The organism is Pseudomonas tructae, from assembly GCF_004214895.1.
GTDB classification, from domain to species: Bacteria; Pseudomonadota; Gammaproteobacteria; order Pseudomonadales; family Pseudomonadaceae; genus Aquipseudomonas; species Aquipseudomonas tructae.
Genome location: NZ_CP035952.1, coordinates 419,333 through 437,316 on the forward strand (window position 1 = coordinate 419,333; position 17,984 = coordinate 437,316).

At 61.2% G+C, this 17,984-nt stretch carries 17 protein-coding genes; 2 read left to right on the top strand and 15 right to left on the bottom strand.

Features of this window, described 5'->3' with window-relative positions; genetic code table 11:
- Positions 1-80: 80 nt before the first annotated feature.
- Complete coding sequence (locus EXN22_RS02010; RefSeq protein WP_130262220.1) at positions 81-2,117, bottom strand: leucine-rich repeat domain-containing protein; 2,037 nt, start codon at positions 2,115-2,117, stop codon at positions 81-83.
- Between the two features lie 157 nt (positions 2,118-2,274).
- Here EXN22_RS02010 and EXN22_RS02015 point away from each other — a divergent pair, with 157 nt between their 5' ends.
- Entirely contained in the window at positions 2,275-3,504 is a 1,230-nt protein-coding gene (locus EXN22_RS02015; RefSeq protein WP_130262221.1) for a nucleoside recognition domain-containing protein, read from the top strand.
- Here the strand turns inward: EXN22_RS02015 and EXN22_RS02020 are convergent.
- From EXN22_RS02020 to EXN22_RS02060, 9 genes are all read right to left on the bottom strand, one after another.
- The gene (locus EXN22_RS02020) at positions 3,486-4,109 is read right to left on the bottom strand and encodes an ABC-type transport auxiliary lipoprotein family protein (protein ID WP_130262222.1); all 624 of its coding nucleotides are present in this window, start codon (positions 4,107-4,109) and stop codon (positions 3,486-3,488) included. The genes EXN22_RS02015 and EXN22_RS02020 overlap by 19 nt on opposite strands.
- Positions 4,106-5,044, bottom strand: coding sequence for an MlaD family protein (locus EXN22_RS02025; RefSeq protein WP_130262223.1), 939 nt, complete (start codon positions 5,042-5,044; stop codon positions 4,106-4,108). The genes EXN22_RS02020 and EXN22_RS02025 overlap by 4 nt, the downstream gene beginning before the upstream one ends.
- A 1-nt stretch (position 5,045) precedes the next feature.
- A complete protein-coding gene (locus EXN22_RS02030) occupies positions 5,046-5,816 on the bottom strand; it encodes an ABC transporter ATP-binding protein (RefSeq protein ID WP_407691953.1) in 771 nt (256 codons plus the stop codon).
- Between the two features lie 23 nt (positions 5,817-5,839).
- Entirely contained in the window at positions 5,840-6,985 is a 1,146-nt protein-coding gene (locus EXN22_RS02035) for an ABC transporter permease (RefSeq protein WP_130262225.1), read from the bottom strand.
- 38 nt (positions 6,986-7,023) lie between these two features.
- Positions 7,024-8,043 (bottom strand): DUF5924 family protein, encoded by a 1,020-nt coding sequence (locus EXN22_RS02040; protein WP_130262226.1) that lies wholly within the window; start codon positions 8,041-8,043, stop codon positions 7,024-7,026.
- 77 nt (positions 8,044-8,120) lie between these two features.
- Positions 8,121-9,497 (bottom strand): M16 family metallopeptidase, encoded by a 1,377-nt coding sequence (locus tag EXN22_RS02045; RefSeq protein ID WP_130262227.1) that lies wholly within the window; start codon positions 9,495-9,497, stop codon positions 8,121-8,123.
- 38 nt (positions 9,498-9,535) lie between these two features.
- Positions 9,536-11,194 (bottom strand): Na/Pi cotransporter family protein, encoded by a 1,659-nt coding sequence (locus EXN22_RS02050; protein ID WP_130262228.1) that lies wholly within the window; start codon positions 11,192-11,194, stop codon positions 9,536-9,538.
- Between the two features lie 214 nt (positions 11,195-11,408).
- On the bottom strand, positions 11,409-12,176 hold the full coding sequence (locus tag EXN22_RS02055; RefSeq protein ID WP_130262229.1) for a TerC family protein: 768 nt from the start codon (positions 12,174-12,176) through the stop codon (positions 11,409-11,411).
- Between the two features lie 75 nt (positions 12,177-12,251).
- A complete protein-coding gene (locus tag EXN22_RS02060) occupies positions 12,252-13,559 on the bottom strand; it encodes a CitMHS family transporter (protein ID WP_130262230.1) in 1,308 nt (435 codons plus the stop codon).
- 303 nt (positions 13,560-13,862) lie between these two features.
- Here EXN22_RS02060 and EXN22_RS02065 point away from each other — a divergent pair, with 303 nt between their 5' ends.
- Complete coding sequence (locus EXN22_RS02065; RefSeq protein ID WP_130262231.1) at positions 13,863-14,264, top strand: GFA family protein; 402 nt, start codon at positions 13,863-13,865, stop codon at positions 14,262-14,264.
- On the opposite strand, the gene EXN22_RS02070 is transcribed toward EXN22_RS02065, so the two are convergent.
- The 5 genes from EXN22_RS02070 to EXN22_RS02090 form a co-directional block, all read right to left on the bottom strand.
- Positions 14,265-16,223: a DUF7844 domain-containing protein gene (locus tag EXN22_RS02070; protein WP_130262232.1), complete on the bottom strand. Its 1,959-nt coding sequence runs from the start codon at positions 16,221-16,223 to the stop codon at positions 14,265-14,267. It abuts the gene before it with no gap.
- A complete protein-coding gene (locus EXN22_RS02075; RefSeq protein WP_130262233.1) occupies positions 16,220-16,540 on the bottom strand; it encodes a DUF2388 domain-containing protein in 321 nt (106 codons plus the stop codon). The genes EXN22_RS02070 and EXN22_RS02075 overlap by 4 nt, the downstream gene beginning before the upstream one ends.
- A gap of 27 nt (positions 16,541-16,567) precedes the next feature.
- Complete coding sequence (locus EXN22_RS02080; protein ID WP_130262234.1) at positions 16,568-16,861, bottom strand: DUF2388 domain-containing protein; 294 nt, start codon at positions 16,859-16,861, stop codon at positions 16,568-16,570.
- Between the two features lie 121 nt (positions 16,862-16,982).
- Positions 16,983-17,300 carry a DUF2388 domain-containing protein gene (locus tag EXN22_RS02085; protein ID WP_130262235.1) on the bottom strand — a complete coding sequence of 106 codons (318 nt, stop codon included), beginning with the start codon at positions 17,298-17,300 and terminating at the stop codon, positions 16,983-16,985.
- Between the two features lie 298 nt (positions 17,301-17,598).
- Entirely contained in the window at positions 17,599-17,814 is a 216-nt protein-coding gene (locus tag EXN22_RS02090; RefSeq protein WP_010222590.1) for a DUF1127 domain-containing protein, read from the bottom strand.
- Positions 17,815-17,984: the final 170 nt, after the last annotated feature.

The following is a 17,984-nucleotide window of genomic DNA, read 5'->3' on the forward strand; positions in this document are numbered from 1 at the left end:
CCCGCGTTAAAACCTGAAGACTCAAGAAGCCGGAGCCCGTGAATGGGTTCCGGCTTCTTGCATTCAAGTGGATCGCAGGTTCACAAGTCCTGATAAATCTTCAAGGTCAGGTCCTTCTGGCGGTCGATAAAGGCCATCGATAGTTGCCTGGCCGTTTCCAATAGCGCCTGTTCAGCCCCCTGCCCGGACTGGGCTTGTTCCATGGCAAGTTCGAGTGCTTGTTGCGAGGCAGTGAGTGCTGGGTCGAGGCTGTGCAAGTGTTCCGACCATGATTCCTGCTCCAGCAGCAAATCAAGGGTTTCTGGATCATCAGGGGTGCACGCCAGTAAGTATTCCGACAGTTCGTTCAACACTCGCTCGCTCACGGTCTGGCTTAAGCTACTTGATATTTTGCACGTTTCCCCAGGCAGCGGGGCGCCCGGCCAGCTCAGGCCTGTTCTTTCAACGACTTTCGAATGGATGTACAGACGCAGCACTGGCAATGCGTCTGAATCGATTCTCTGGTCAATCAAGGAATCCAGTATTTGTTTATGGACGCTAGCGAGCGTTAGCTCAAACAAACGTTGTGTCACAGTGGGTGGTTGAGGCTGTTGGTATATTTGAGCAATGCACATGTGTTGCTCGAGCTTTTCAAAGCACTGTTGCGCCATTGCTCTTTCCCGGTCGGGGGAGTTCAGCGTCTGTAGCCACTGAAGCACGGCGTCCGTTCTGCGATTGAAGGACTTGGGTGTGATCGAGGCGTCGATTGTCTCGCTCCAGCTCTGCAAGGCACGAAATAGCATCATGCTGCCAGGCTTACGCAACTCGGTGAGGATCTGCTGTTGGGCCTGCGTGAAGGGTTGATCTTGGGTAGCGTTGGGCGCCAGCATCAGATCGGTGAGGCAAGCGTCATAACAGGCCCTGACAGATTCGAGCGCCTCGGTACCAAGAGGGTTGCCCGACACATCAATCGCGTTGGCCGTTGCGCTCGGCAACGTTCTCGACCAGTCGGGCAAGGTCTGTATACGGTTATCTCGTATATAGGCTTGTTTGAGGTGCTGAAGACTCTCCAGGCCGCCAGGCAGGCTATTCAGGCTGCAGGTGGAGAGGTCGAAAGTCACGAGCTTGCTCAACCCGTGCAAGTCAGGAGTTCGGCCTAACGTGTTATCGCTCAGATCCATCCATGTGAGGCCTTTGGCTGTGGATAACCAGGCTTGGCTTGCCTCATCAAGCCTGATGTTGTTGTCCCTCAGATTCAGCCGTGAAAGGTTCTGTACTGGTAGTTCTGTGGGAAGGGTCGGCAGATCGTTGTCCGGGGCTCCCAAGGTATGGAGTTGCGCAAGGTTGGTCAGCAAAGCGTACGGATATTGATCGAGCCTGTTCTCCCCCAGATCCAGGATTTGGATATGGGTGAGGGGCGAGCGTAATCGTGGAAAGTCCCGAAGATCCGCGCTCTGCAGATCAAGGTTGCGCAAATCTAGAAGTTGAGTCTTGCCCCCACTATCTTTTGCCAGCCCGGGCATGCAACTGATGATGGTTCTTGCAACTTTTGCGCGCTGCTCGCTAGCGCCGGCCCATTCTGTCAGGTCCTGCAGGTGTTCTGCCACTTGCAAGAGTACCTGCAGCGGATTCACATCGTTGATGGAGTACCAGATGCTAGTCGTGGCCTGTGCAAGCTCTTCACCCATCAGCCTCAAATGAATGTCGTGCGTCATGTTACAGCTCAGCAACCCCTCTTCTATGTCGATGATCAGGGCCGCCTGCGTGTCAGAACGGGCTGGTGTTGAACTCCACGAGGAACTGGTGGGGTCGATCACAGACAAGCAGTATCGGCTTGAACTCAGCGCAGGGCCGCCATTCATGGCGACCAGTTCCACCAAAAGCCCCTGGCACCATGGCTCATCTGGACGATCGGACATACTGTCCAGCACACGCTTGGCTAGCGGACGATTCAAATCAGATTTGCAGTCAGCGTCGGCTTGAAGGAACCCGATCAACGCTTCCAGTTTCATTGCGGGTGTTGACGGTAGGACTTGCAATCGATCGCGCAAAATTTGCTGTTTGATGCTGCGGGTGTCGTTCTCCAGTGAGTTTGTGTAAGCGGTAGGCGGATTTGTTTGGCCGATGGGGCTGGGCATCTGGGTGTCACCAAAGTGAAATTCTTCCTCATAGCTTTGCGTTTTTCATCAGACGTAAACATGGAGAAATTCTTCCTGCTCACTGCGCCGAGCAGCCAGGCTTTCGGCTACCCGGATTGGCCGCTATCATTCGCCCATCTTTTGCTGGGGACTTTTCATGCTCAACGGCCTTTGGCTTGGTTTTTTCATCGTCGCGGCCATCTCGGCCTTGGCCCAATGGCTGGTGGGTGGCAATGCCGGGATCTTCGCGGCAATGGTCGAAAGCATCTTCGCCATGGCCAAGCTGTCGGTCGAGGTCATGGTCCTGCTGTTCGGTACCCTGACCTTGTGGCTGGGCTTTCTGAAGATCGCCGAAAAGGCCGGTGTCGTCGAATGGCTGGCCAAGGTGCTCGGCCCGCTGTTCGCCCGCCTGATGCCGGAAGTCCCGCCCGGCCATCCGGCCCTGGGCCTGATCACCCTCAACTTCGCCGCCAATGGCCTGGGCCTGGACAACGCCGCCACGCCTATCGGCCTCAAGGCCATGCGTGCGCTGCAGGAGCTCAACCCCAGCTCGACCAGCGCCAGCAATGCACAGATTCTGTTCCTGGTACTCAATGCCTCGTCGCTGACCCTGTTGCCGGTGACCATCTTCATGTATCGCGCACAGCAAGGGGCGATGGACCCGACCCTGGTGTTCCTGCCGATCCTGCTCGCCACCAGTGCCTCGACCCTGGTCGGCCTGCTGTCGGTGGCGGTCATGCAGCGTCTGCGGTTGTGGGACCCGGTGGTGCTGGCTTACCTGATCCCCGGCGCGCTGTTGCTGGGTGGTTTCATGGCGTTCCTCGGTACCTTGTCGGCTACCGCGCTGGCGAGTCTTTCTTCGATTCTTGGCAACCTGACCCTGTTCGGCCTGATCATCCTGTTTCTGGTGATCGGTGCGCTGAAGCGGGTGAAGGTCTATGAAACCTTCGTGGAAGGCGCCAAGGAGGGCTTTGACGTCGCCAAGAGCCTGTTGCCCTACCTGGTTGCCATGTTGTGCGCGGTCGGCGTGCTGCGCGCCTCAGGGGCCCTTGAGCTGGCCCTGGATGGCATCCGTCATACGGTCGAGTGGCTGGGCTGGGATACCCGCTTTGTCGAAGGCCTGCCCACGGCGCTGGTCAAGCCGTTCTCCGGCAGTGCGGCGCGGGCGATGTTGATCGAAACCATGCAGACCCATGGCGTGGACAGTTTCCCGGCGCTGGTGGCGGCCACTATCCAGGGCAGTACCGAAACCACCTTCTACGTACTGGCAGTGTACTTCGGCGCCGTCGGTATCCAGCGCGCCCGCCACGCAGTGGGCTGTGCCCTGCTGGCAGAGCTGGCCGGGGTGGTTGCGGCGATCTTCGTCTGCTACTGGTTCTTCGCCTGAAACTGAGTAGCCTGGCTCACTGTCCAGTCGACCAGCTGTTTCATCAACTGGTCGGTGGCCATACCGAAGCCGCTGACCACTGCGCCAACCTGCTTGTCGATCAGTGCCTGGCGTACCTCGAAGCGCTGGCTGGCGACAATGCGCTGGGTGCGGCCTTGCACCAGGCGGGCGTCGTAGCGGATCACCACGGCCAGGCCGTCGGCGCTGTACTCGCTCTGGAAAGCCTGTAGCTCACCGGCAATTTCATAGTCGCTTTGCAGGTTGCTGTCGTCGGCGCTAAGGCGCTGTACGCGACCGTCCCGCTGGAAAGCATCGAGCATGCGGTTACGCAGCAGCGTCGGTGCCGGGTCGCTCCAGCGCGCGCCCTTGTAGCTGCTGATCAGGTTGCCTTGCGGCACCACAGCGATGCGCGGGCTGCTCAGGGCATCACTGGCAATCGGCTTGTTGATCCGCAGTGACCACGGATTGCTCTGCGTCACGCTGCGGGTGATTTGTGCCGAAGGCAGGCGGTAGACGTCGGCGGGCTCGGCCTGAGGCAGAATCGAGCAGGCGCTGCCCAGGCTCAGCGCGGCGGCCAGGGCAAGGTAGCGGCAGGTACGCTTCATGGCTCGAACTCCTTGTTTTTGTCACGGCCCAGCAGGTAGCCGCTGGGGTTGGCTTCCAGGCGCTGGGAGATGCCCTTGAGCGAGGTCAGGGTGTCGCGCAGCTCACGTATTGCCGGTGCCAGTTGATTGAAACCCTGGGCGCCACCGTCGATGGCTTCACGGTTGTCATTGAGCAGCTTGTTGATGGTCTCGGTGCTTTGTGCCAGGGATTGCATGGCCTGTTCGGCACTGCCGAACATCTGCTTGCCCTGGCTGTTGAGCAGGCCGTTGGCATTGCGCATCAGGGCGCTGGTCTGTTCGAGCATGTCGCCGGCCTGTTTGCCGACCTGGGCCAGTTGCTGGATGGCTTGGCGGATGTCACCGCGCTGGTCGTTGAAGGCGCCGGTAGTCTGTTCGAGGTTGCTCAGGGTATTGCTCAAGCGGGTGACGTTGTCCTGGGAGAACAGTTGATTGGCGTTGTGCACCAGGGCATTGATGTTGCCCATCAGGTCGCTGCCGTCGTCCAGCAGGCGGGCAATCGGCGATGGCGATGCGACGATCACCGGCAGCTCACCGTCCTTGCCCTTGAGCTCCGGGCTTTGTGGTGTGCCGCCGCTGAGCTGGATGAATGAGGTACCGGTAATGCCGGTCAGGGTCAGCTTGGCCTGGGTGTCTTCCTTGACCGGGGTATCCGCGCTCAGGCGCACCTGGGCCAGCACCCGGCGCGGGTCATTGGGGTCCAGGCGCAGGCTGGTGACGTCGCCGACCTTGATCCCGCTGTACTGCACCGAACTGCCGCGGGAAAGGCCCGATACGGCCTCGTTGAAGACCACCTGGTAGTCCTTGAAGGTGCTGTCGACGCTGGACTTGGTCAGCCACAGACCGAAGAGCATGGCGCCAGCCACCACCACGACGGTGACCAGGCCGATCAGCACATGATGTGCACGGGTTTCCATCTCAGAGCTCCTTGGGCGCTGTAGCGGCCTGGTACGCCGCGCGGCCACGCGGGCCATGAAAGTAATCGTGAATCCAGGCGTCGTCGGTGTCTTCGACCTGGGCGATATGCCCGGCCACCAGCACTTTCTTCTGCGACAGCACGGCGACGCGGTCGGTAATGGTGTAGAGCGTGTCCAGGTCGTGGGTGATCAGGAACACGCTCAGGCCCAGGGCGTCGCGCAGGGTGAGGATCAATTGGTCGAAGGCTGCGGCGCCGATCGGGTCGAGGCCGGCGGTGGGTTCGTCGAGAAACAGGATGTCCGGATCCAGGGCCAAGGCCCGGGCCAGGGCGGCGCGCTTGACCATCCCGCCGGACAACGATGAGGGGTATTTGTCGGCGGCGGAAATCGGCAGCCCGGCCAGGGCCAGCTTGACCCCGGCCAAGTGCTCGGCATCGGCGCGGCTCAGGCCCGCATGCTCGATCAAGGGCAAGGCGACGTTCTCGGTGACGGTCAGCGACGAGAACAAGGCGCCCTTCTGGAACAGCACACCGAAACGCCGTTCGACCAGTGAACGCTGCTCATCACTGGCAACGCTCAGGTCCTGGCCGAATACTCGCACCTGGCCCTCATTGGGGCGACGCAGGCCGACGATGCTGCGCAGCAACACCGACTTGCCGCTGCCCGAGCCACCGACCACGGCGAGGATTTCGCCACGGTACAGGTCCAGGTCGAGTTGCTCATGCACGCTCTGGGTGCCAAAGCGATTGCAGATGCCCCGGGCTTCAATCACTGCCTCCCGACCCTGGGTGTTGTTCACCAGCCCATCTCCATGAAAAACAGCGCTGCTATGGCATCGAGAACGATCACCACGAAGATCGACTGGACCACGCTGGAAGTCGTGTGGGCGCCGACCGATTCGGCGCTGCCGCTGACCTTGAAGCCTTCCAGGCAGCCAATGGCGGCGATCAGAAAGGCGAAGAACGGTGCTTTGACCAGGCCGACCAGAAAGTGCTGCACGCCGATATCGCTGTGCAGCAGCGACAGGAACATTGCCGGCGAGATATCCAGTGATAGGGCGCAGACCACTGCCCCGCCGATGATGCCGCAAAGCATGGCGACGAAGGTCAGCAGTGGCAGCGCGATCAGCAGCGCCAGCACTCGTGGCACCACCAGCAATTCCACCGGATCCAGGCCCAGGGTACGGATCGCGTCGATTTCCTCATTGGCCTTCATCGAGCCGATTTGCGCGGTAAAGGCACTGGCGGTGCGCCCGGCCATCAGAATTGCAGTCAGCAGCACGCCGAACTCACGCAAGAACGAGAACGCCACCAGGTCGACGGTAAAGATGCTGGCACCAAAGCTGGCCAGCACCGTGGCGCCGAGAAAGGCCACAACGGCGCCCACCAGGAAGGTCAGCAAGGCGACGATGGGCGCGGCATCCAGACCGGTCTGTTCGATATGCGCGACTACCGAAGTGATCCGCCAGCGCTTGGGCTGGAACAGGCGCAGGAACAGGGTTTGCAGGATCAGGCCGACAAAACCGAGCAGCTGCAGGGTGTCTTGCCACAGAGTGTCGACCGCGCGGCCGATACGGCTGAGCAGTTGGATCAGTACTGAACGTTCGGGCTGCTTTTGCGGGATGCAGAAGTCTTGCACCGAGCAATACACCGTTTTGAGCAGTGCCTGGCTGGCCGCGGGCAAGTGCGTGGCGGTTTCGGTCAGCCGCGCCAGGCGCTCGGCACCCAGCAGTTCGACCAGCAGCGCCGCGCCGGCGGTGTCCAGCTTGCCGAGCTGCTCGAGGTCGACCTCGGTGGAGGGGGCGTACTGACCGGCCAGGCTGTCGCTGACGCGCTTGAGGCGTGCGTAGTTGGCCAGGGTCCAGTCACCGCTGATCCGCAACCGTGGCGGGTTGCTGGCGGTGTCCAGGGTTGCGCTGGCGTGTGTTGTCATAGGCTCCATGCAGTCCGACCAACGGTTCGCAGCCTCTGATCATAGCCTCACTGGGGCGCGGCTGCTTGACCATCGTCAAGCACTTTAAAGCGCAGCACGCCGATCACCTGACCGTCTTCTGTCAGCACCTGCACCTGCCAGCTTCCGACCGGGTTGCCCGGGAAGTTCTGCTTGTGGGTCCAGGCCCGGTAGCCTTCCTTGCGCCCGCCATGAATGTCCAGGGCGATGCGATCGACCTCTTTACCCTCGAACTTCCAGACGTGGTAAATCCGCTCGTTCAACCCACGCGGGGCCTTGATTGCAGTAAACGCATAGAGGCCACCGCGTATTTCGCTGGCTTTGAGCTGCTCCAGGCTTTTGCCCGGGGTGCGGTTCTCGACCTGGGTACTGACCGCCACTTCCGTCATCCACAAGGTTGCCGGCGGCACCCAGGAGCGCAGCATCCAGCCGCCGGCACCGACGGCCAGGGTCATCACCACCAGCACCAGGCCGCGGCGCCAGTGGCTGATCGGGAAACTGCTGGCCAGGCTCGGAAAGGACAGCAGCATGGCGATGCCCAGGGCCAGCTTGAAGCTCTGCGAAGTGGTCAGGTGCAAGATGATCGGCAGCGCGGTCAGCAGCGCGGCGAACAGAGTCAGGGTATGCAGCGCCAGGTACAGCCAGCGCCGTGGGGCCAGCCACTTGTAGTACAGCGGGTCGGTGATCGAGATCAGCCCGGCTGCAGCGAGGATGCCGGTAAACACCAGTTGGCCGCTGTTCCAGGTGGTGGTGACAAAGAAGAACGGCAGGACGAAGAACAGGCTTTCCTGGTGGATCATCTGCGTCGCATAGCGCAGCAGCGGCTGGGGTATCTCACGCTTGAAGACCTTGGCGAAGACCTTGGTGAAGGTGTTCTCCAGCATCAGCCAGATCCAGCTGATCAGCATGACGACGGCAATCCAGCTGGCCAGGCTTTCCTGGCGATCGACCAGGATGAAGCTGCCGACACCGGAGATGAAACCACCGAGGGCAATGACCCCGGGGTAGCGCTTGATCAGCTCGATCAGGCGCTGCAGGTAAAGAGGCATGAAGGTGTTCGCAAGGTCAGGTAAAAAACCTGCACAGGATACTCCATCTGCAGGCGCAGGCTTGCCCCGCGATGGCTTCAGCGAGAACGCCGCCGCCCCCAGATCAGCATCCCGGCCAGCAACACCCCCACCCCCACCGCCACCCAGCCATACAACTCGTCATAACTGAGCAGCGGCTTCTCGACCCGCACATAGCCGGGTTCGGCCAGCAACTGCTGCAGGGCCCGGTTGGCGTCTGCCAGGCTGATCCTGCGCAACGCCCGCGCTGGATCGGCGAAGCGTCCTTCGTCAAAGTCGTTCAGCGCGCCCCAGTAATAATCGGCCAGGGCGCTGTTGCCCTGGGTCGACCAGGCTTCGCGGTCGATGGCGGCCTGCTTGATACGCTGGAAGGTGGCCGGGTCCAGGCCATCCTTGCGCAGGCGCTCGAGCATGGCCGCCAGGGCCTGCTCGGCGGCATCGATATCGGTGCGGTCGAGATCGGCATTGAGCGTCATCAGCCCGGTGTCGCCGAAGCTCTCGCGCTGGCTGTAGGGACCGTAGGAAAAGCCATGCTTGAGCCGCAACTCATCGTACAGCGCCCAGTCCAGGTAACGCTGCAGCAGGTCGTAGGTCTGGCCATGGTCCTTGTCCAGCACCGGCTCCAGAAACAGCCAGTGCAACCGGGCACTGTCGCCCAGCCAGCCACGGGTCAGCTCGCGACGGGCTTCAGCCTTGTGGGTAACGCCTTCCAGGACCCTGCGCTCACCGGGTTCGGCTGCCGGTAGTGCACCATAGGTACGCTCCAGGTAGGCCGGCAGCAGGCGGTCGAGACCGCCGACGACGATCAGGGTCATGTTGTTGGCGGCGTACCAATGCTGGCGCAGGTCGTTGACCTCTTCCAGGCTCATGCCCTCGACCGACGAGCGTTCGGCGCACTTGAGCCCCAGTTCCACCGCCAGCTGGTCGCTGGCCGGGTGGCCGATGTCCTGGCGATCGAGCCAGCGCTGCAAGTGAGTGTAATGGCCACCGTCTTCACGCTCGACGATGCGTTTTGACAGCTCCAGGGCTTTTTCGTCGATCCGGGTCTCGTTGATGACCGCCAGCAGCAGATCAAGCACCTTGCGTTGGTTGCGTGCTGGCGCTTCGATGACGAAGGTGGTGTCAGCGCTGCTGGTGTAGGCGTTCCACTCCCCGCCCAGGGCCTGCATGCGCTCCTCCAGGCCACCTTCGCCACGCTCATCGATGCCACTGAACAGCAAGTGCTCAAGCAGGTGCGGCAGCTCCTGGCGCTCGCACGGAAAGTCATCGAAGCCAACGCCTACCACCAGGCGAATCGATACATGGTTGCGTTCATAGCCTGACTTGAGCACGACCTGCAGGCCATTGGGCAGCAGATAGCCTTCGACCTGGGAGCGGTCGAGGGCAAAGCCGGGCATACAGCCCAGCAGCAGGCAAATGAACATCAGGCAACGCATGGTGAGCTTCCTTGCGGGAGTTCTTGGGGGGCTAGCAATCAGGGTGAATGAGCGTCGTCCGGTACGCTGTCGAGCAGCAGGCCGCCGGTATCGGAGCCGCCCAATACCACATAGGCACTGCTGCAGAACAAGGAGTTCAATCGCTTCATGTCGGCGATCAGCTCCAGATGCAACGAACTGGTTTCGATACTTTGCACCACTTTACGTTGCAGTCGGCTGACATGAGCGTGGGCCAGGCGCCGCTCCTGGGCGCGGAAGCGGCGTTTCTCGCGCAACAACTGGCGAGCGCTCTCCGGGTCGGCACTGAGGAACACCGACAGGCCCAGGCGCAGGTTGGCCAGCAACTGGCCGTGCAAGCCGGTGAGTTCCTCCAGGCCGACGTCGGAAAACTCCCGGCGTTGCGAGGTTTTTTGCTGCTGAACCTTGCGCAGCATGCGTTCAATCAGGTCACTGGCAAGCTTGAGGTTGATCGCCAATTCAATGATCTCGGCCCAGCGTCGACGGTCCTGTTCGCTGAGGTCTTCACGGGGCATTTGCGCCAGGTATAGCTTGATGGCGTTGTACAGGGCCTCGACGTCTTCGCCCAGGCCGCGCATCTGCTGGGTCATGGCGGTCTGGGTACCCCGCAGCACGTTGAGCATGGCATCGAGCATGCTGTCGACCAGGTCGCCCATGCGCAGGGTTTCGCGGACGGCGTTGGCCAGGGCCAGGCTTGGCGTGGTCAGTGCGGTAGCGTCCAGGTGCCGTGGACGGGCACGGCCGTTGGTTTCTTCGCGCTCGGGCAGCAACCAGCTGCACAGACGGCCCATGGGCGTCACCGTGGGCAACAGGATCAGGCAACGCAGGGTGTTGTAGAGCAGGTGAAAGCCAATCACCAGTTCCTGAGGGCTGAAACTCAGGCTGTCCATCCACGTCACCAGTGGGTGCAGCACGGGAATGATCAGCACCAGGCCGATGAGTTTGTATAGCAAACTGCCCAGCGCCACCTGGCGGCCGGCGGCGTTCTGCATGCTGGTGCTGAGAAAGGCCAGCAGGCCACTGCCGATGTTGGCGCCGATAACCAGGCCAATGGCCACCGGCAAGCTGATCAGCTCGGCACCTGCCAGGGTTGCGGTCAGCAGCACAGCGGCAAGGCTGGAGTAGGAAATCAGCGCAAACAGTGCGCCGACCAAGGCGTCGAGCAGGATATCGCCGGTCAGGGAGGCAAACAGCACTTTTACGCCTTGGGCGTGGGTAATCGGCGCCGCTGCTTCGACGATCAACTGCAGGGCGAGGATGATCAGGCCCAGGCCGATGCCGACGCGGCCCAGTTGGCCAGCGCGGGTCTGCTTGCGGGAAAGAAAGAAGATCACCCCGAGAAAGATCAGCAGCGGCGACAGCCACGACAGGTCGAACGTCAGCACCCGGGCCATCAGCGCGGTACCGACATCGGCTCCCAGCATGATCGCCAGCGCCGGGGTCAGGCCCATCAGGCTCTGGCCGACGAACGAGGTCACCAGCATCGCCGTGGCGTTGCTGCTTTGTACCATCGCCGTCACCAGGATCCCGGCGACAAAGGCCAGAGGCCGCTTGGACATGTTCTGGCTCAGCACCCGACGCAGGTTCGAGCCATACACCCGCAGGATGCCGGTACGCACGATGTGCGTGCCCCAGATCAGCAACGCCACGGCGGAAAGCAGATTGAGCAGGGTCAGCATTGAAATGGCCCCCTGTTGAGTGCCCCAGCGGGGCAAATGGATGATGCCGTGAGCCTGTCCTGCTGCCAGGCGGTTTTTCCCAGTGCTCACTTAAGCTGTAGTCGGCCAATGACCGTGGCGCCAGCATGGCATAGGCAGAACTGCCTTTGAAACAAAACTGTCATGAAGGTCAATGAAAAAGGGCCCCGCAGGGCCCTTTGCTACAGCACCGGGATTACTGACCCGGAATGTCCTTGCGAAGTTTCACCGGATCACTCTGCTGCCTCTTCTTGGCCATCGCTGTGCGCATCTTGATGTTGATCGCTTCGACTGCCAGCGAGAACGCCATGGCGAAGTACACGTAGCCTTTAGGTACATGAACGTCGAAGGATTCGGCAATCAGCACGGTACCGACCACGATCAGGAACGACAGGGCGAGCATCTTCAGCGACGGGTGCTTGTCGATGAAGTTACTGATGGCACCGGCGCAGAGCATCATCACCAGCACGGCGACAACGATCGCAGCGATCATTACCGGTACGTGGGAAACCATGCCGACCGCAGTGATCACCGAGTCCAGTGAGAAGACGATGTCGATGATCGCGATCTGGATGATGGTATAGAAAAACTTGCCGCCAGCGCCGCTTGGCTCGTCATTGGATTCGTCTTCGCCTTCCAGGCCGTGGTAGATCTCCTGGGAGCTTTTCCACAGCAGGAACAGGCCGCCGAAGAACAGGATCAGGTCACGCCCGGAAATGCCCTGGTCGAACACCACGAACAGATCGGCGGTCAGGCGCATCACCCAGGTGATCGACAGTAACAGCAGGATCCGGGTGACCATGGCCAGCGCCAGGCCGAAGATCCGGGTGCGCTGCTGCATGTGTTTGGGCATGCGGCTGACCAGGATCGAGATCATGATGATGTTGTCGATACCGAGAACGATCTCAAGCGCTGTCAGAGTAAAAAAGGCAACCCAGATCTCTGGGCTGGTCAGCCATTCCATGTGTATTCCTTCGAACGGTGTAAGCAGTGCGCCCCAGGCAATGGGGCGCAACCACGGTTATGTGATTCTGTTGTCTTATAGGCTACTGAACAGTGGGAAAATTCCCATGAGCAGCGCGGCGAACATTATGCACAGGCAGATCAGCACTGCCCACTTCAGGGTGAAGCGCTGATGATCGCCAAACTCGATGCCGGCCAGGGCCACCAACAGGTAAGTAGAGGGTACCAGCGGGCTGAGCAGGTGCACGGGCTGGCCGACGATCGACGCGCGGGCCATTTCCACCGGCGAGATGCCGTAGTGGCTGGCGGCTTCGGAGAGCACCGGCAGTACACCGTAGTAGAAGGCGTCATTGGACATGAAGAAGGTGAACGGCATGCTCACGATCGCGGTGATCACCGCAAGGTATGGGCCCAGTGCATCCGGGATAACTGCCAGCAGGCTCTTGGACATGGCATCGACCATGCCGGTGCCGGAGAGGATACCGGTGAAGATACCGGCGGCGAAAATCAGCCCGGTCACCGCCAGCACGCTGCCGGAGTGGGCGGCGATGCGGTCCTTCTGCTGCTGTAGGCACGGGTAGTTGACGATCATGGCGATACTGAAGGCGATCATGAACAGTACAGGCAGTGGCAGCAGGCCCATGATCAGGGCAACCATCAGCGCGGCGGTCAGGGCCCCATTGAACCAGAGCAGTTTCGGACGACGGGCGTCCGGGAACTGCGAGACACTGATTTCGCTGTGATCGATTTCATCACCCGGCAGGTGCAGCTCACCCAGGCGCGCCCGCTCGCGCTTGCCATACATGTAGGAAATGGCCAGAAGGGCCACGACACCGGCAAGCATGGCCGGGATCATCGGCACGAAAATCTCGGAGGGATCGACATGCAGGGCACTGGCGGCGCGTGCGGTCGGCCCGCCCCAGGGCGTCATGTTCATGATGCCGCCGGCGAGGATGATCAGCCCGGCCATGATCCGTGGGCTCATGCCCAGGCGGCTGTACAGTGGCAGCATGGCTGCGACGCAGATCATGTAGGTGGTGGCGCCGTCGCCATCGAGCGAAACCACCAGGGCCAGCACCGCAGTACCGACCGAGACTTTCAGCGGGTCGCCCTTGACCAGCTTGAGGATCTTGCGCACGGCCGGGTCGAACAGGCCGGAGTCGATCATCAGGGCGAAGTACAGGATGGCAAACATCAACATCACGCCGGTGGGCGCCAGCTTGGTGATGCCTTGCAGCATCATCGGGCCGATATCGCCCGAGAAACCGCCGAACAGGGCGAACAGGATCGGAACCAGGATCAGGGCGATCAAGGCCGAGAGGCGCTTGGTCATGATCAGGTACATGAAGGTGATGACCATGGCAAAGCCGAGGAAGGTCAGCATGGGAATACTCCAGGCGTAGCGCGACGAAGGAAAAACGATTCGGGCGGATCAGCGCACGGGGCGCGGCGCGTGGAATAGCGGAGGGATTGCGGCAGGGAGGCGGGCGTAGGAAAGCATCAGTATCACCATTGTTGTTGTTAATTGGGCCGGGCGCCGTTTGAAATAAACGCTGCCCTGGCTGACCGGTCTTGTGCCGGTAGTGGGTCAATCCTAAGGTGGGAAGCTTTCAGCCAGCTTTCGCTGGCCCTAAAACGACCAGAGGTGCATTGTTGGCTATTGGCCAGCAGGCAACAGGAGGGAGCGATGCGTGATTCGTATGAAGGCGGCTGCCATTGCGGAGCCCTGCGCTACCGGATTGAGGGCCCATTGACGGATGTTGCCCACTGCCACTGCTCGGTGTGCCGACAGGTCACTGGTGGTTTGCTGATCACCTGGCTGACCGTGAACTGCGATGACTTCCAGTGGTTGAACGGCACGCCGCAACGCTACGACTCGTCGGCCAGTTGCGTGCGCTATTTCTGTAGCCGTTGTGGGGCTCATGTGGCGCTGACCACGGACCTTAGCCCGCAGAGCATCGACGTCACTGTCACCACCCTGGACCAGCCCGAGCTGGCGCCGCCGAGGCGGCACATCTGGACCGATAGCCGTCTGGGCTGGTTGCATCTGGATGAGAGCTTGCCTGCGGAGCCTGGCGAAACCCTGTGATCAGGGCAATTGCAAGCCGCCGCTGGCTTTGTGCAGGGCCCGCAGGTGTTCGCCCACCTGTTTGATATTGGCTTCCACCGCTTTGATTTCAGCGGCGCGGGCCGGGTCGAGCAAGGCGCGCACTTCCTTATCCAGGTCGGCGCTGAGGGTTTGCAGCTGGGTTTGCCGCAGGCGGGTTTCGCTCAGCAGCTTTTCCCGCTCGCCGGCCTGGGGCAGGCCGTAGCCGCTGCTGCCCAGCAGTTCTGCCGGGCGGCTGAGAAATCCGCTGTTGGCGAGAATCTGCTGCAGGGTGTTATTGGCTTTGCCGACGCTGGCGTCGTTGCGCTCGCGCCCGCTCAGGTAGCGCTGCTTGACCTCGTCCTGGGCCAGCAACAGTTGCCGGCGCAGGCTGGCCTGTTCCAGTAGCAGCAAGGCTGCGCTGGTGCGCAGGTCGGCCCGGGCGAACCATTGCTGGCGTTGTTCGGCGGCCTGTTCCAGCCAGGCCTCGACGCTGTCCTGCTTGATCGGCAGCTGTTTCTTCAGCACCAGGAACATCGCCTGGTAGCGGTCCCGGTAAGAGTCGAAGCGATAACCCAGGCGCAGCGCCTCACGCGGGTCGTCGAGCACACTGACATCAGCCAGACCTCGGCCTGCGAGGACCTCGAGCAAGCCATTGGGGACGATGCTGTCCAGGTCGCTCAGACGCGGGTTGGCGGTGCCGCTGCGTAACAGTTTGAGGGTTTCGACCGCACAGTTGTTGGACAGGAAGTAGTAATTGCCGTCGTAACTCCAGTGCATTTCGGCGGCCTGGCGTACCAGGCTTTCCAGTTCGTCGCGGTCGAACCTGAGCGGAATCGAAGCCAGGCTGCGCAGTTCGGTCTTGGTGTACTCATCAATAACCTGGGCCAGTGGCAACACGAACAGTCGCGACGGGTAGGCACCGGTCAAACCGTCCCAGCTCGACAGTTGTACATCATTGACGAAAGCCCGGTACGACAGCACCAGGTGCTGGTCCAGGTCCAGGCGGCAGTCCGGCCCACGTGGGCGGCCCGGCGCGCAGATCACCAGGCGCAGCATGCTGTGGCCCCAGCGGCTGACCCAGTTCTGATTGGCTTCGGCCAGCAGATAATCGACGGCATACACCCGCTCGGGATCGATCTCGCCCAGCGGCGATTTGGCAAAGTCATTGCCGGCATTGAGGAACGGCAGTGCGCTCGGGCATGGCGGATGTTCGGCTGCCCAGTCAAAGTGCTCCCTCAGGTAAGCCTGCAAAGCCGGCCGGCGGCAGGCAAAGCTTGGGTCAAGGAGGAAGTACTCCATGTTGACCGCAATGAATTCCTTGGGGCTGCTCAGCTCGTAGCTGTCGGGGCTGCGTGCCACCTGGCGGTTGTGCTGTTCGCGTTCGCCACGACGGCCTACGTACTGCGGCCAGCCCGCCAGGTCGAGCAGGCGTGGATCGTCGCTGAGGGTGAAGCGGCGTTCGCTTTGGCCGCGGCATTGCTCGGGCAGGCCGATTTTACCCAGGCTGTTCAGTTGCCGGGCGCACTGGGTGATCAATCGACGCTGCGCGCCTTGCCACAGGCGGGCGCGGTCATAAATGTGAGTCAGTTCATGCAGGACAGTGGCCAGCAGTTCCTGGCGAACGGTACCGTGGGGACGGCCGGTCTTGTGTGTGGCCGCGCTGCCGTCGACCAGGCTGGGCAGCAGGCGGCTATTGAGTTGCAGGGTCGAGACCAGCGACGCCTGACCGTAGGCATCTTCCGGCATGCGGCTGCTCCAGCTGACCAGGATGCGCCGGTCAAGGCGGGTCTTGAAGCTTGGTGGCAGTGCCTGCAGTGCTTCGTCCAGCAGTGCCTGGCTCGCGTGCTGTTGTTGTGGGCTCAAGCCGTCGGCCTGCAGCACCAACTGCAGGCTGGCCAGTGTTGGGCTTGCGCACAGTATCAGCAGGCAGCCCAGCAGCCAGGCACGCACCGGTTTCACAGCGCGAGGATAGCTTCAGCCAGGGCTTCGTCGCTGGCCTGGCGTGCCTCGGGAACACGCTGGCGCAGGGTGTCGAAGGCGGCTTCGAGTTGCGCGCCGCGAATATCGCCACGGCTGGCGACATAACTGGCGGCATCGTCACGGGCTTCGCGGACAACTTTCGAATCGCGAATCGAAGTAGTGGTGTCGGAGGTGAAGTCGATCGAACGGCCAAAGGCACGGACGATAATATTGCTGGTGGCCACCAGGGTTTGTGCCTGGGCCACATCGGCCAGCAGCATAAGGCCAAGGGTGGCGGCAATCAGCGGGTTACGCATGGAGCATCTCCGGGAGAACAGAAGTGTTTATTGGACGAGAATTGCCTGCGCCAGTTCAAGGTCGCTGGCATGAAGTTGCGGGTTGGCCTGGCGCAGCCGACTCAATGCAGCCTCCAGGCGAGCGCCCCGCCGTAGGCCATCGCTGGCCACGAAGGCTGCGGCATCGTCCTGGGCGGCGAGCAGCAGTTTGCGATCGAAGGGCGCCGATGTCACTTGGCTGGTGGCATAACCACTGACGACCAGGTTGTTGGTGGTCAGGTCCAGCGCCTGGGCGGCACCACTCCAGCAGAACACGAGCAACAGCAATGGCAGATAACGCATGAGTCTCGAACGGCAACTGAATCAGGCGGCAAAGGCTATCCCAATGCGCCGGTGAGGACCAGCGCAGAGGGCCCGGCTTAGTTGCATGGTGTTACATGCACAGGGCCGGAAACGAGCGGCTTCAGAGCGCCAGGATGGCCTGTGCCAATTGTGCGTCGCTGGCCTGCAGGGTTGGGGTCTGCTGGCGAATATGGGCGAAAGCGCTCTCCAGTTTCGCACCGCGGATGTCGCCGTGGCTGGCAACGAAGCTGGCAGCGTCATCACGTGCGGCCTGGACGATTTTGTCGTCACGGAACGAGGACGACACATCGGAGGTGGCATCAGTGGAGGCGGCGACACCACGAACGACGGTATCGGTGGTGACGACGAAGCTGGTGGCGTTGGCAGTGGAAGCCAGGGCCAGCAGCAGGGCGGCGCCAAACAAGCGTGATTGGAACATGGTCGATCTCCTGGATAGGCTCTTTGGTGGTTCTTGTGTCAGACGCACGCTCAGCTTGTTGCGCTACTTATTACCAAGCTGGGTACGTTAAGGGTATCACGCGAGGGCAATACGCGGATTGGACCGGATCGTAGCAAGATTTATCAACTGTACCTGTCAATTTTATAAAATTAAAAACTGTATATGTGCCTGGTTCGACCGCTCTAATCCGGGCCTTTAAACGACAAAACCCGTCAGCAGTCACCTGCGACGGGTTTCGAAGAATTCGAGGTGCCGGCCTAGGCCGGCGAGCCCTGCATTAACGCCAGAACGGCTTGCTCAGCTCTTCGTAGCGTTGAGCTTCGCTGATACCGGCGTCAGCCAGCAGACGCGAGTCCAGGCGAGCCAGTTGGTGGCGGCTGGCGATGCGGCGTTGCCACAGCATCAGGTTGGCCAGCAGGCGCAGTGGCAGCGAAGCCTTGGATTGTTCGGCGGTGTTTTCGAAAACCAGATCGGAACTGAGGGTACGTTCCATGATGTCATCCTTCCGCTTGTGGCGGCATTAGGTAGTGATTTAACTGATGCCAATGATCCTCCTCTGTCGTCCATAACAGTAGATACAGTTCACCTGCATTGTGATGGGCCAGTTAACTGTTTTAAGCGACTGTTGCACTCGGAATAGGCGAAACTGTACTGGTCAGCACT